General features: G+C 32.6%; 13 protein-coding genes. 7 read left to right on the top strand and 6 right to left on the bottom strand.

The window, feature by feature from the left end; genetic code table 11:
- The first annotated feature begins 38 nt into the window (after positions 1-38).
- Complete coding sequence (locus ACZ5CF_RS00920) at positions 39-572, top strand: RNA methyltransferase (protein ID WP_464579756.1); 534 nt, start codon at positions 39-41, stop codon at positions 570-572.
- A 143-nt stretch (positions 573-715) separates the two neighbouring features.
- Here the strand turns inward: ACZ5CF_RS00920 and folK are convergent, their stop codons facing one another.
- The gene (gene folK / locus ACZ5CF_RS00915) at positions 716-1,861 is read right to left on the bottom strand and encodes a 2-amino-4-hydroxy-6-hydroxymethyldihydropteridine diphosphokinase (RefSeq protein WP_464579754.1); all 1,146 of its coding nucleotides are present in this window, start codon (positions 1,859-1,861) and stop codon (positions 716-718) included.
- A gap of 74 nt (positions 1,862-1,935) precedes the next feature.
- Between folK and sppA the strand changes: the two genes are divergently transcribed.
- The 3 genes from sppA (at position 1,936) to ACZ5CF_RS00900 (ending at position 7,115) form a co-directional block, all read left to right on the top strand.
- Complete coding sequence (gene sppA, locus ACZ5CF_RS00910) at positions 1,936-3,699, top strand: signal peptide peptidase SppA (protein ID WP_464579753.1); 1,764 nt, start codon at positions 1,936-1,938, stop codon at positions 3,697-3,699.
- A 6-nt stretch (positions 3,700-3,705) separates the two neighbouring features.
- Complete coding sequence (locus ACZ5CF_RS00905) at positions 3,706-4,413, top strand: queuosine precursor transporter (RefSeq protein ID WP_464579752.1); 708 nt, start codon at positions 3,706-3,708, stop codon at positions 4,411-4,413.
- A gap of 83 nt (positions 4,414-4,496) precedes the next feature.
- The gene (locus ACZ5CF_RS00900) at positions 4,497-7,115 is read left to right on the top strand and encodes a hypothetical protein (RefSeq protein WP_464579751.1); all 2,619 of its coding nucleotides are present in this window, start codon (positions 4,497-4,499) and stop codon (positions 7,113-7,115) included.
- On the opposite strand, the gene ACZ5CF_RS00895 is transcribed toward ACZ5CF_RS00900, so the two are convergent.
- On the bottom strand, positions 7,108-8,313 hold the full coding sequence (locus ACZ5CF_RS00895; RefSeq protein WP_464579750.1) for a hypothetical protein: 1,206 nt from the start codon (positions 8,311-8,313) through the stop codon (positions 7,108-7,110). The two genes, ACZ5CF_RS00900 and ACZ5CF_RS00895, sit on opposite strands and share 8 nt — an antisense overlap.
- A 302-nt stretch (positions 8,314-8,615) precedes the next feature.
- On the opposite strand from ACZ5CF_RS00895, the gene ACZ5CF_RS00890 reads away from it, so the two are divergent.
- Positions 8,616-8,810: a cold-shock protein gene (locus ACZ5CF_RS00890; protein ID WP_464579748.1), complete on the top strand. Its 195-nt coding sequence runs from the start codon at positions 8,616-8,618 to the stop codon at positions 8,808-8,810.
- A 72-nt stretch (positions 8,811-8,882) separates the two neighbouring features.
- A complete protein-coding gene (rpsU, locus tag ACZ5CF_RS00885) occupies positions 8,883-9,077 on the top strand; it encodes a 30S ribosomal protein S21 (protein WP_464579747.1) in 195 nt (64 codons plus the stop codon).
- Between the two features lie 6 nt (positions 9,078-9,083).
- Here rpsU and ACZ5CF_RS00880 read toward each other — a convergent pair whose 3' ends face one another.
- Positions 9,084-9,878 (bottom strand): DUF2797 domain-containing protein, encoded by a 795-nt coding sequence (locus tag ACZ5CF_RS00880; protein WP_464579745.1) that lies wholly within the window; start codon positions 9,876-9,878, stop codon positions 9,084-9,086.
- 45 nt (positions 9,879-9,923) lie between these two features.
- Here ACZ5CF_RS00880 and ACZ5CF_RS00875 point away from each other — a divergent pair, with 45 nt between their 5' ends.
- A complete protein-coding gene (locus tag ACZ5CF_RS00875; protein ID WP_464579744.1) occupies positions 9,924-11,438 on the top strand; it encodes a GH3 auxin-responsive promoter family protein in 1,515 nt (504 codons plus the stop codon).
- 9 nt (positions 11,439-11,447) lie between these two features.
- On the opposite strand, the gene clpX is transcribed toward ACZ5CF_RS00875, so the two are convergent.
- The 3 genes from clpX to tig all read right to left on the bottom strand — a co-directional run bounded on the left by clpX (position 11,448) and on the right by tig (position 14,748).
- The gene (clpX, locus tag ACZ5CF_RS00870; protein ID WP_464579742.1) at positions 11,448-12,680 is read right to left on the bottom strand and encodes an ATP-dependent Clp protease ATP-binding subunit ClpX; all 1,233 of its coding nucleotides are present in this window, start codon (positions 12,678-12,680) and stop codon (positions 11,448-11,450) included.
- 5 nt (positions 12,681-12,685) lie between these two features.
- Complete coding sequence (gene clpP, locus ACZ5CF_RS00865; protein ID WP_464579740.1) at positions 12,686-13,345, bottom strand: ATP-dependent Clp endopeptidase proteolytic subunit ClpP; 660 nt, start codon at positions 13,343-13,345, stop codon at positions 12,686-12,688.
- Between the two features lie 80 nt (positions 13,346-13,425).
- Positions 13,426-14,748 carry a trigger factor gene (gene tig / locus ACZ5CF_RS00860; RefSeq protein WP_464579738.1) on the bottom strand — a complete coding sequence of 441 codons (1,323 nt, stop codon included), beginning with the start codon at positions 14,746-14,748 and terminating at the stop codon, positions 13,426-13,428.
- Between the last annotated feature and the right edge of the window lie 63 nt (positions 14,749-14,811).

The raw sequence follows: 14,811 nt of genomic DNA, 5'->3' as shown, positions 1-14,811 counted from the left end.
TTTTAAATAAGTTTTACTGGCAAAATATAGGTGTTATAATGCGAAAATTAAAGAATAGTGAATTAAACCGATTAGATGTAGCTGCTTTTAAAAAAGCAGAGAAAAGCCCGATAGTTGTTGTATTAGATAATATTAGAAGTTTAAATAATATCGGATCTGTTTTTAGAACAGCCGATGCATTTTTGATAGAAAAAATTTATTTATGCGGAATTACTGCAAAACCACCTCATAAAGATATTCATAAAACAGCTTTAGGAGCTACAGAAAGTGTAAATTGGGAGTATGCAAAAAACACTATTGATGTTATTAATAGTTTAAAAAAGCAGGGATACACAATTGTATCAATAGAGCAGGCTGAAAATGCTACAATGCTAAATGAATTTTCAATTACACCCAATACAAAATATGCAGTTGTTTTTGGTAACGAAGTAAAAGGAGTTTTGCAGGAAGTTGTAAATGAGTCTGATGTAGTTGTAGAGATCCCGCAATATGGTACAAAACATTCACTAAATATATCTGTAAGTGCCGGAATAGTGTTATGGCATATGTTTAATTTATTGCCTAAAAAATAAAAAGCCCGATATTGTTTTACCGGGCTCTTTAAGGCTGAAATATAAAGTTTGAGTTAGCTAGCCTAAAACTTTTAAGCAGTGCTAATTAAAGAAACGTTTTTTACAAAACCAAAAAAACTTAAAAAAATCCTAAATCGGTAGTGTTATTCTTTCTTTTTAGAATGGAAATCCAGAATCTTATTTATAATGTAACGGTAGTCTGATTCGTTTTTTACAAAATCCATTTCGGTAATATCTATTACCAAAGCATTTAGCTCTTTGTAGCTTTTAATGTACTCAAAATAACTTTTGTTGATGGCATTTAAATAATCTGCCGGAATATGTTGCTCATAACTTCTGCCACGTTTTTTTATGTTTTCTAATAACCGCTCTGTGCTTTGGTATAAATACACATAAACATCTGGTTTTATAACCTCTTTGTACATAAAATTAAAGAGCTTCCGGTATAATTTAAACTCTTCGTTTGGCAAGGTTACTTTGGCAAAAATTAACGATTTAAATATATCGTAATCACTTACCAGAAAGCTATTAAATAAATCCGGCTGAGTAGTGTCGTCTGTAAATTGTTGATAGCGCTCTGCTAAAAATGACATTTCTAGCGGAAAAGCATACCGTTGTTGATCTTCGTAAAACTTAGGTAAAAATGGGTTATCTGCAAATTGCTCTAAAATTAGTTTTCCGTTAAAATCATTGGCAATTTTAGTAGCTAATGTTGTTTTACCGGCTCCAATATTACCTTCTATGGCAATAAAATTTATATCGGTAAACGATATTGTTTGGGTATCTTTTAAATTATAATGTGTAGTTTCTATTAAACTGTTGTCATTACAAGCATCTAATAGTTGCTTTATAGTTTTTTTAGCTGTTGGATGTATAGTGTTTGGAGCAATATCTGCTAATGGTTTTAAAACAAAAATTCTGTTGGTAATCTCCGGATGAGGTATTTTTAGCTCAGGGGTATTAATAACTTCATTTTCATAAAAAAGCACATCAATATCAATAGTTCTAGAAGTGTATCCAAACTGTTTGTCTCTAACCCTTCCTAGATTTTGCTCAATCTGTAAAATAATTTTTAACAACTCTTGTGGTTGTAAATGGGTATCTATTGTAACGCATACATTTAAAAAAAAGTCGCCATTAAAGCCCCAAGCCTCAGTTTTGTAAATAGGAGAACTTACAACAATCGGGGCAATAAGAGCTTCTAGCTTTTTTACAGCTTCTTTCAAGTAGGCAACTCTATCACCAATATTACTTCCTAACGATAAATATACCCGTCTTAAATTCTTCATAATCTTCCGGCAAAGTAAACAAAAGAAATTCACAAAAGGTTATCTTTGTTGGCATTGTTAATAAGTTTTTTGCTATGAAATTTCTACGAAATCTACTGGCTTCAATTTTAGGTACTTTAGTAGCATTTGGTATTTGCTTTTTTATGATTTTACTGCTTGCTGCATTAGCCGGAACAGAAGATAAAGGCATTTATGTACCTAATAATGCTGTATTAGAATTGCGGTTTAATGAACCAATTAAAGACTATGGTGGAAAGTACAGTTTTAGAGATTTAGATTTTTCGTTTGAAAAGTATAACGGACTTAACAATATTATTGACGCTATTGCTTATGCTAAAACAGACAATAAAATAAAAGGAATAAGCATAAACACTAATTTTATAATAGCAGGGTACGCACAAATTCAGGCGCTTAGACGGGCTTTAGAAGACTTTAAAACTTCCGGAAAATTTGTATATGCGTATGGTGATTTATTATTACAAAAAGACTATTACTTAGCTTCGGTTGCAGATTCGGTTTTTTTAAATCCGGTAGGGCAATTAGATTTTAGAGGATTATCGTCTGAGGTGCTTTATTTTAAAGATTTTCAAGAGAAATCGGGTGTTAAAATGGAGGTTGTTAGGCACGGTAAATATAAAAGTGCCGTAGAACCTTATTTAGAAAACACCATGAGTGACGAAAATAGAGAGCAAATCTCTGAGCTGTTATTGTCTATTTGGGAAGCCATAACAAATGATATTGCTAAAAGTAGGAATATAGCAACTCAAAAACTAAATGAAATTGCAGATAACTTAGGTGCAAGAACACCAGTTTTAGCAAAAAACAATCAATTAATAGACGCTGTTGCTTACTTAGATGAATATGAGGATAGATTAAAAGAAGCTTTGCATCAATCAACCAATAAAGATCTTAATTACATCGGAATAGAAAAGTATGCTGAGTATGCTGCAAAAAAGAAACGTTTTAGAAGCAAAAATAAAATAGCTGTACTCTATGCCCAAGGAGAGATTTTGTATGGCATGGGAGGCGACCAAATTATTGGTCAGGATTTAATGATAAAAGCCATCAGAGATGCCGGAAACGATAATAATGTAAAAGCAATTGTTCTACGCGTAGATTCTCCGGGTGGTGCTGCAATCGTTGCAGATATAATTTGGAGAGAATTAGAAATAGCCAAACAAAGCAAACCTGTAGTTGTTTCTATGGGGAATGTTGCAGCTTCGGGAGGGTATTATATTGCTGCCGGAGCACATAAAATATATGCAGAGCCTACAACGGTTACAGGTTCTATTGGTGTTTTTAGCACCATTCCTAATATAGAAGGGTTAGCCAACAAATTGGGTATAAATGCAGAGCAAGTGGCAACGCATAAGCAAGCAGTTGGATATAGTCTTTTTGAACCCATGTCTGATGACTTTAGAAACTACATTGAAGAAGGCAACGAAGATACTTATACTACTTTTTTAGAACGAGTAGCTTCTGGCAGAAATATTCCTGTAGATAGTGTACATACTATTGCCCAAGGAAGGGTTTGGAGCGGAGCACATGCTAAAAAAATTGGGTTGGTAGATGAGCTTGGAGGCTTAGAAGATGCAATACAAGAGGCGGCCAACATGGCCAATGTAGAGAACTTTACAATTGTAAATTACCCGGAATACGAAACCAGTATAGAAGAGTTTTTAGAAAGGCTTTCAGGATTTCCGTTAATTTCAACTAAAAAAGATAAGTTGATAAATGAAATAGGGCATGAAGCATATATGCTATTACAACAATTAAAATTAATGACACAACAAAAAGGGGTGCAGGCCAGATTACCCTATACATTAAACATAAAGTAGGGTAGCATGAATAGCAAAAAGCGCAAATTAGCTTATAAGGTATATTTGTTTTTAGGAGCGTTGTTTATAACCTCGTTAGTAGTATCTAACCTAATATTTCAGAAGTTTTTTTACTGGTATCCTTTTGGTGAAATTACATTATTTGGCGCTCCATTATTTGTTATTTCTGTTGGGATTTTACCCTATCCGATTACTTTTTTAATAACCGATTTGATTTCTGAGATTTACGGTAAGAAGAAAGCAAATTTGGTGGTTACGGCTGGTATTTTTGCCTCGTTTTTTTCTATGCTCATAATTTTTGTGGCAGATGCGGTTCCGGCAATCGATAACTCACCGGTTAACAATCAACTTTTTTCTAAGGTTTTTGCCTTATCGCCCATAGCTGTATTAGCCTCTATGTTAGCGTATTTGTTTGCACAGTATATAGATATTAGAATTTATCATTTCTGGAAAGCACTCACAAAAGGCAAATATCTTTGGTTACGAAACAACTTCTCTACATTCACATCACAATTTATAGATACATTTACGGTTGTATTTTTATTGTGTGCTTTTAAAGTATTGCCATGGGATATGTTTTATGGGCTGCTTATTAGCGGATTTATTTTTAAGGTAATGGTTGCACTTTTTGATACTCCTTTTTTATACCTGTTTGTTTACATCTTCAGAAAAACGTTTAATCTTAAAGTAGGCGAAGAAATTAAGCTTTACTAACCATTCTTTTCATCAGATTTTAACACTATTATAACAGTCTTAAAGGTCTGTAAATTCGTATACTATATATAAAGTATAACTTTATGAAGCGTAAAAAACTAAAGAAAATTTTAGTCATAACCGTAGTGTTACTGGCAACAATAATATTTGTAATTCCTGCCATTTTTGAAGATAAACTTTTAGCGATAGTAACAAAAAAAGTAAATCAAAATTTATCGGCACAAGTATTGTATAATGATGCTGACTTGAGCTTTATTAAAAGCTTTCCAAATGTATCTTTAACAGTTAAAGATTTAAGCGTAATTACTGCAGAACCATTTGCCGGAGACACTTTAGCTTATGCAAAAGAAGTAAGTATTGCTGTACCTTTTTCTAATTTGTTTAACGCAAAAACCGATCCGTTACAAATAGAAGCTTTTACTGTAAGTAACGCTGACGTTGCTATTATAATTGATGAGTTAGGCAATGAAAATTATAAGATAGTTAAGCCTACAATTACAGAAAATAATGAACAAGACAATCCCTTTTTGTTTTCTATAGATGAATATGAGTTTGTTAATTCATCTTTTTCTTATAAAGATTTAAAAAGTAATATAACTATTGTAGTAGATAGTATAGAACATACCGGAAACGCAAAAGGTTCTTCAGATTTAATTACACTTGCCACCAGCACAGAAGGGTTGTTTTCTTTACAAATAGATAGTGTAAATTACATAGATGCAAACCCAGTAAGTTTAGTAGCCGATTTAGGATTAGATTTTAAAAACAGTACTTATACTTTTTTAAGAAACAAAGGTTATATAAATAGATTGCCTTTAGTTTTTAACGGTTATGTAACGGTGTTAGATAAACATCAAGAAATAGCTATAAATTTTAAAACTCCAACATCAGATTTTAAAAACTTTTTAGCCCTATTACCTAAAGAGTATGCAAAAAACTTACAAGAGGTTACAACTACAGGGGTTGGTGAAGTTAACGGGAAAATAACCGGAAAAGTAACCGATACGCTTATTCCTAATTTAGATATAAATTTTATTGCTAAAGATGCGTCGTTTAAATATGCAGCACTTCCAAAATCGGTTAAAAACATAAACTTTACAGCAAAACTTGTTAATAATACAGGGCTGGCTAAAGATACTTACGTAGCTATTCCTGAATTTAATTTTAAAATTGATAATAACTCTTTTGGAGGCTACGCAACCTTTAAAAATTTAATAGATGATGTTTGGGTGAATACAGCTTTAAAAGGAACACTAAACTTAGAGCATTTAGCACAAGTATATCCGGTGCCGGAATCATATACTTTAAAAGGAATTGTAGATGCAGATTTGAATGCTGTTTTTACCAAAAGTATGGTAAGCCAAAACAGATATGAAGACATTAAAACAAGCGGTAGTTTACTGCTAACTAATTTTGAATATTCAGGACAGCAACTTCCCGATAAATTACAAATAGCAAACGCAAAGCTTGTCTTTACACCCAAGTTAGTATCTCTTAATAAGTTACAAGCTAAAACCGGAAATAGTGCTTTTACAGCTTCAGGAACTTTTACTAATTGGTTGGGCTATATGTTTGGTAAAGACAATCTAGATGCTACTTTATCTGTAAATGCAGACACGTTTTCGGTATATGATTTTGTAAGTCCTAATTCAATCAGTGAGCAAGATAATAGTCAGCGTAACGAAATAAAATCTACAGAGAAAGAATGGTTTACGTTGCCTAAAAATGTAAATGCAACGCTCAAAGTGTATGCAAAAACTGTTAATTATGATAATTTAACCTTAAACAATGTTGCCGGACAGGTTAAAATTAACGACAAAGAAGCTGTACTAAATAGTTTGTCTGCCGAAATGTTTGATGGAGAATTAACTTTAAGCGGAATGCTAAAGCCTACGTTATTAGCACCGGAATTCACTGTAAATGTTAAGACAGATAATTTTAATATAGCCGAATCGGTTAAACAAGTATCATTTTTTCAGTATGTAGCGCCAATTGCAGAGGCCTTTAATGGTAAAATAAATACAGCTTTTGCTATATCGGGAGAGTTAAACCAAAACTTAACACCTAATCTTAAAACTATTTCCGGTAATTTATTAGCAGAACTTTCTGCTTTAGCATTAAATAATAATGAGCATAAAATAATACAACAATTAGATAAAGCTTTGCCGTTTGCCGATTTTTCTAACCTTTCACTAAAAGATGTTCAGGCTAGTTTACATGTTAATAATGGCAAAGTCTCAGTATCTCCTTTTACTATAAATTATAAAGACATAAACATACAAGTAATGGGAGAGCATGGGTTAGATAAATCTTTAGAATATACACTTGTATTTGATGTTCCTGTAAAATATTTAGGGAAAGAGGCTGTTAAACTAATGGAGCAACTTACTCCGGACGAAGCAGAAACTGCTACAGTACCAATAGAGGCATCTGTTTCAGGTTTATTAACTAACCCAAAAGTGTCAACCAATGCAAAACAAGCCATAGCAATGGTTACACAAAAAGTGATTAATCAGAAAAAAGAAGCACTAAAAGAAAAAACAAAAACAAAAGCAAAAGACGTGCTCTCTTCAATTTTAGATAAAAATACCAAAACAGATAGCACAAAAGCAGATTCTTTAAAGCAGAACAAACCTGTAAAAGAAGCAGCCAAAAAAGTGCTTAAAAACTTATTTAAAAAGAAAACAGATACAGTTAATTAGCTGCTTTAATAGTAAAGACTAGGAGCATAAAAATACCAATAGGTAATAAGTTGCTAACCAAAAGTAATGCCATTAAATAACTATCAAACAAATAAAAGTTTAACCAAACAGCAAGCCCTTTGTAAAAAATTAAAAATTCAGAAAGTAAAAAACCTGTAATGTAGATTGCTAAAGCGTTTTGCGACAGTTTTAAGAGTTTAAATTGATGTAAAAAATAAAACAACAGCAAGCTAACAATTCCTAAAAAAGTCAGGTGTAAATATGCAATTATAAAATCTACAATTCGGGTGGCAAGCTCAGAAAAGTAATTAAAAGCAGTTAGTAGTTGTAATAAAAGCTTTATGCATAATAAAACAAGTACTAATTGTAATACTTTATAATGGTTATTACTTTTTAAAAAGCTAACAGCAGTGGTTTTGTTAATTAAGTACATTAATAAGTACCAAAAAGCTATTATTTGTAAAAAAGCGCCCAAGCCACCTAGTAAATTAAAAATGTTTGGCACATTAACCCATAAAACCGATAGGAAGAAGCTTAGTATAATTCCGGCATTAATACTGTAATAAAATGGTTTAAAAGCTTTTTGCTTGATATAGATGTTGTTTTTTTCTAGCCATGACAATAAAATTCCAGCTAAAGCAAGCATAAACCAACCGTTGTATTGAAAATGCAAGTAAAAATAAATGGCATTCTTATACCAAATAGATTCACTCCCGGAGGTGTTCATTATATACCCTAAAACCCAAGGTCCTAAGCTAGAAAATACCATGTAAAACAAAGCAGCTTTTATGCATTTATATGATGGATTGGTTTTTACAGTTTTGGGAGTACTTTTTATAAAAAACCAGGCAAATAAATAGGAAGCAATTAAAAATAATGTAGAGAAAATTATAGAATAAAGAGCATAGCCCTGTATCGGAAAACTAACAAGCATACCAACCAATGTTACTTGTGTAAACCAAAAAACAAGATTGTATTTTTTTGTATGCTGTTGTATTGGTATAAAACAATAACAGAGCAAAATTGTTAGTGCTAAGTAAACCCATCCTGATAATGCAATGTGAGAGTGGGTGTGAAGTATAAATTTATAGGTAACAGGAATAGTGGTTACAAATAAAGCTCTTAGCAATATTCCCAATAATGCAGCTATTAAAAAATAAACCAGAGCAATTTTAGCATGCTTTTTAAAAGTTACCATTACAATTTTTTGGCATCAAATATAAACCAAGCATTTATAGTTATTATACTGTGGTGAAAATTAATTATTTACAATGCCGTATCATGTAAATTTAATTGTATTTAAAAAAATAATTGACAAATTATAGTTGTAATGTGAAAATAAAGACATTTCTTTGCAAAGAATTAGCAAAAACCACTTGCAATACATTTATATCTTTCCCGGTTAAATTTATTCCTGTTTTATTTTTTGCTTTATGTTTCTCTAATTAAAGAGATGTATATGTAATTCGAACATCAGTAACATTTTTAAATTATTATATTATGAAAGAAGGAACGGTTAAGTTCTTTAACAGAACCAAAGGATTTGGTTTTATTACAGTAGAAGGATCAAGTGAAGACATTTTTGTTCATGAAAGTGGTTTAATTGATGATATCACTGAAAACGATAAGGTGTCTTTTGAAACAGAAAGAGGAAGAAAAGGCTTAAATGCTATTAACGTAGAAATTATAGACTAATTTATACAGTTTAATAAAACCGTTAGTCTATTCAGGCTAACGGTTTATTTTTTTAATTTAAACACATTTTAAATGCTAATAATAAACGTAAAGCAAGGAGAAAATATAGAAAGAGCACTTAAACGCTACAAGCAAAAAGTAAAAAAAACTAAGCAGTTAAGAAATCTTAGAGAAAAGCAGTTTTTTACCAAGAAATCTCAGCTTAGAAGAGAAGAAATTGCTAAGGCTGCTTACAAAGAAGAGTTTGAAAGAAAGCAAGAGCAATAGTAGGCTTTATTCTATATTTATATTTACAACATAGCCTTCAGAGCCCCTAACATTAAACACAGTACTATCTTCAAAAATTAAGTACTGTCCTTTAATACCTTTTAAAACCCCTGAGTAGCTGGGAGTTTTATCTAAATTTAAGCTTTTTACTTTTTTAGGATACAAATTAACCGGATAGTTAATAGTATATATTTTTTGGTTATTCTCTAAATAGTAAGGCTTAACTTCATCGGGTAAAAAATCATCTAATCGGTCTTTTTCGGCTACTAAATCAACATCAATTATGTTGTTGGTTAGCATTTTTCGCCAATTGGTTTTATCGGTCATATGATCTTTTAAAGCAACTTCGGTAATTCCGGCTAAATATCTGTTAGGAACTTCAACAATTTCAATTGCCTGGTGTGCTCCTTGATCAATCCATCGTGTCGGAATTTGTGCTTTTCTGGTAACACCAACCTTTACATCACTAGACAGCGCTAAATAAACTACATGAGGTTGTAACTGCATTTCTTTTTCAAATGCTAAATCTCTGTCTTCTTGGTCTAAGTGAGCTTTACTAAGCTCCGGCCGCATAACCCAATCACCCGCTTTAGGCGTATCGAAAAAACAACTTTTACAGAAACCTTGTCTATAAATAGGTTTATCTAACCCGCAACTAAGACATTCATACTTTACAAAAGATATAGTTATTTTTTTATCTAGTAACTGGTTCATATTTATAAAGTTATTTTTAAAAACCAAAAAGTAGTTTATAGGATCTGTAAATTCGGTTTTCATTTTTGTTAAAACGCCTTCGTACATAGAAAAAGATTTTGCTATTTTTATGCTTTAAATATAAGGTAAAAAATGCCAATACCACTGTTTAACTCTATAGCATCTTGGCTATTAAAAAAGCGCTATCATCAAATAGAACTTTTTTTAAAGTATCCTGAAGAAGTACAAATAGAAGTGCTTCATCAATTACTTACAGTGGCCCAAAACACAGAGCTCGGTAAACAGTATGATTTTAAGAGTATTAAAAACTATGAGGTTTTTGCCGAGCGGCTACCAATAGCTACTTACGAAGATGTAGAGCCACTTATTGAACGTACCCGAAAAGGTGAAAACAACATATTCTGGCCATCTCATATAAAATGGTTTGCAAAAAGTAGTGGTACCACAAGTGCCAAAAGTAAATTTATTCCGGTAAGCACAGAAGCATTAGAAGATTGCCATTATAAATCCGGTAAAGACTTACTCTGTTTGTACCTTAATAATAACGAAAACTCACAGCTTTTTACAGGTAAAGGGTTACGTTTAGGAGGTAGTAAAGAGTTGTATGAAGATAATGGAACTTACTTCGGAGATTTATCGGCAATATTAATAGATAACATGCCTTTTTGGGCAGAATTTAGCAGTACTCCAAGTAACAGAATTTCGTTAATGGGTGAGTGGGAAACCAAGCTGCCAGCTATTGTACAAGAAACCATTCATGAAAATGTAACAAGTTTAGCAGGTGTTCCTTCTTGGATGCTGGTGTTGTTAAATAAAGTTTTAGAAGAAACAAAAAAAGAGCATTTATTAGAAGTTTGGGAGAATTTAGAGGTTTATTTTCATGGTGGAGTTAGCTTTACACCGTACCGAGAACAATACAAGCAGCTTTTACCAAATCCAAACTTTAAATATTATGAAGTGTACAACGCATCTGAAGGTTTTTTTGCTATTCAGGATCAAAACTATTCAGATGAGCTGCTTTTAATGTTAGACTATGGTATTTTTTATGAATTTATCCCAATGGAAACTTTTGGCACACCTAACCAAAAGGCAATTCCGTTATGGCAAGTAGAAAAAAATAAAAATTACGCCATGGTAATAACCACCAACGCAGGTTTATGGCGTTATTTAATAGGTGATACGGTTAGGTTTACAAGTACAAACCCTTACAGAATTAAAATTACGGGAAGAACAAAACATTTTATTAATGCTTTTGGCGAGGAACTTATAATTGAAAATGCAGAAGAAGCTTTAAAGCAAGCATGCCAAAAAACCAAAAGTGAAATTGTAGATTACACAGCAGCTCCTGTTTTTATGAGCGGAAAAGAAAAAGGCTCGCATGAGTGGCTTATAGAATTTAAAAACCCGCCTAATAACCTGGATTATTTTACAGAAATGCTAGACAATGCACTAAAAGCGTTAAACTCTGATTATGAGGCTAAAAGGTATAATAACATGACCTTAACCAAGCCTAAGGTGCATATAGCAAAACCTAATTTATTCTATAATTGGTTAAAAAGTAAAAATAAACTGGGAGGCCAGCATAAAGTTCCAAGGTTATCTAATAACAGAGAATATATAGAAGAGTTGTTAATTAACAATAACTAAAAGCCGTTTCTAAGAAACGGCTTTTAGCTTATTTATGGTAGCTTTTGTGAGTTTCTCTTCTGCGTAGGCTTTATCTACTCGTAACGATTTCTCCTCACTGCTTGGTAGTTCAAACATGGCATCTGTTAAAATAGCTTCGCAAAGAGAGCGTAAGCCTCTAGCGCCAAGTTTGTACTCTATTGCCTTTTCTACAATATAATCTAAAGCTCCTTCTGTAATAGAAAACTCAATATCGTCCATAGCAAAGAGCTTTTCGTATTGCTTAATAATAGCATTTTTAGGCTCTGTTAGTATGGCTCTTAAAGTTTTAGCATCTAACGGATCCATGTGCGTAAGCACCGGAAGTCTTCCTATAATTTCAGGAATTAAACCGTACTCTTTAATGTCTTTTGGTATAATGTATTGCAATAAATTACTCTCATCTATTGCTAAATCTTTCATTGATGCGCTAAAACCAACGGCTTGCATATTTAAGCGTTTGGTAATTATACGCTCAATACCATCAAAAGCACCACCGGCTATAAATAAAATGTTTTCGGTGTTAACCTCTATAAATTTTTGGTCAGGATGCTTTCTTCCTCCTTTTGGCGGAACATTTACAACAGTTCCTTCAAGTAATTTTAAAAGTGCCTGTTGTACACCTTCGCCAGAAACATCTCTGGTAATAGAAGGGTTATCGCTTTTACGAGCAATTTTATCAATTTCATCTATAAAAACAATTCCGCGCTCTGCCTTCTCAAGATTATAATCGGCTGCTTGTAGTAAACGGGTTAAAATGCTTTCTACATCTTCGCCAACATAACCTGCTTCTGTTAAAACAGTAGCATCTACAATAGCAAGCGGAACGTTTAACATTTTGGCAATGGTTTTTGCCATAAGGGTTTTACCGGTACCGGTTTGCCCAACCATGATAATATTACTTTTTTGTATCTCTATATCATCATTGGTTATAGGCTGTAATAATCGTTTGTAATGATTATAAACAGCTACCGATAATACTTTTTTTGTGGTTTCTTGTCCAATAACAAACTGGTCTAAAAAAGCTTTAATTTCTTGAGGTTTTTTTAATACCAGCTCTGAGGATAGCTCTTGTGATTTAGATTGTCGGGTTTCTTCTAAAACAATACCATGGGCTTGTTCTATACAACGATCGCAAATATGCGCATCTAACCCTGCAATTAATAAATCGGTTTCAGGCTTTTTTCTGCCACAAAAAGAGCATTCTAAATTTTCTTTAGCCATAATGTTTAATTTCTAACTAAAATCTCATCAATCATACCGTAATCTTTAGCTTCTTCTGCACGCATCCAAAAATCACGGTCGCTATCTTCATACACCTTTTTAAACGGTTGTCCGGAATGGTTAGATATAATTTGATAGAGCTCGTCTTTAACTTTTAATACTTCTTTAGCAGCAATTTCAATATCACTTGCTTGCCCTTGTGCTCCTGATAAAGGTTGATGAATCATAACTCTAGAATGTGTTAATCCGCTACGTTTACCTTTTTCTCCGGCACAAAGCAGTACAGCTGCCATAGATGCAGCAATACCGGTACAAATAGTGGCTACATCTGGTTTTATAAATTGCATGGTGTCGTAAATACCTAAACCGGCATAAACGCTACCACCAGGCGAGTTTATGTATATTTGAATGTCTTTTGAGGCGTCTACACTTTCTAGAAACAGTAATTGTGCCTGAATGATGTTGGCTACCTGATCATCTATTCCTGTACCAAGAAAGATAATTCTGTCCATCATCAATCTAGAGAAGACATCCATTTGTGCCACATTTAGCTGGCGTTCTTCTATAATGTACGGAGTTAGGCTGCTTACTAACTTATCGTAATACATACTATTAACTCCGTGGTGCTTAGTTGCATATTTTTTAAATTCCTTACCGTAATCCATGTGTTTTTTTACTGTTTATAAAAAAGGCGTTAAATACTGTTTTTAACGCCTTAAATATAGTTTTTATTTTTTTAAACTACTTATCCGTAAACTTCTTTAACAAACTCGTCGTAGGTAACTTCTTTGGTTTTTAAGTTAGCCTCTTCTTTGTAGAGTTTTAAAAGTTTCTGACTCATTAATTGGTCTGATAAGCGCTTAACTTCTTCTTGATTACTTAATACACGTGCAGCAATGTTTTCAACATCTTCATCTTTTGGGTCTACTTGGCCAAATTGAGCCATCTGCATTTTAATAAAGTTTTTAGCAAAATCCTTAAGCTCCTCGAAAGTTACTTGAAGATTGTGTTTCTCTACTAATTTGCTTTCTATTAATTGATAGCGTAGCCCTTTTTCTGATTTTTCGTATTCTTCGCTTGCTTCTTGTTCTGTTAGAGGGGTCTCTCCGGTAGTTTGAATCCATTTTTTTAAGAATGCAGCAGGCAAATCAAACTTAGTATTTTCTACTAAGTATTCTGTAACATCATTGATTAATTTTTGGTCTGATTGCTGCTCGAATTGCTTTTCGGCATCTTCTTTAATTTTTTCTCTAAGCTCTTTCTCTGAAGTTACTTTGTCTTTGCCAAAAAGCTTATCAAATAAATCTTGGTTTAATTCGGCAAGCTCTCTTTTGTTTATTTCTTCAATAGTAAAAGTTACTTCTATATCTAGATCATGAGCTTCATCGTGGCTTACTTTTAAAAACTGCATTAAATCGTGCTCATCGTTAAATAAGTTTTTGGTTTTAAGCGTAAGAGTATCATTAACTTTTGCTCCTAAAAACTTATCGGTGTTTCTTTTACCTTTAATTCTGTCAAGAGAGAAAGTAGCCTTATTGTTTATTTCTTTTTCGGCATTGGTAAATGTTCCGGTAATTTCGTCTCCTTCTTCTACAGTATCTTTATTTATTAGTTTGCCGTATTGTTTTTGAATACGTTTTACTTGGTCATCAACCATTTTTTTATCGGCTACTATTTTATAGTGTGTAATAGCCTTTTTACTTTTTAGGTTTACATCAAACTCTGGAGCTAAACCAAGCTCGAATTCAAATTTTAATTCTTCGGCATCCCAATTAAAATCATCTTGAACCTTAGGAAGCGGATTTCCTAAAACATCTAACTTCTCTTCGGTTAAATATTTATTTAGAGCATCTTGTAGAAGCTTATTTACTTCGTCTACCAACACCGCCTTACCGTATTGTTTTTTAACTAATCCCATAGGCACATGCCCTTTTCTAAATCCTGGGATATTAGCATTTTTACGGTAATCTCTAAGAATTTTTTCTACCTTATCACTATAATCTTCTTTTGTTATAGCTACTTTAACAATTGCGTTTAAATCGTCAATATGCTCTCTTGTAATATTCATTGTGGTTGTTATTAAAAATCGGCTTGCAAAAGTATAACATTTTTGCAAGCCTGACAAGTTTTT

This window comes from Lutaonella thermophila, from assembly GCF_055387725.1.
This window is presented reverse-complemented; position numbering and strand designations above follow the sequence as displayed.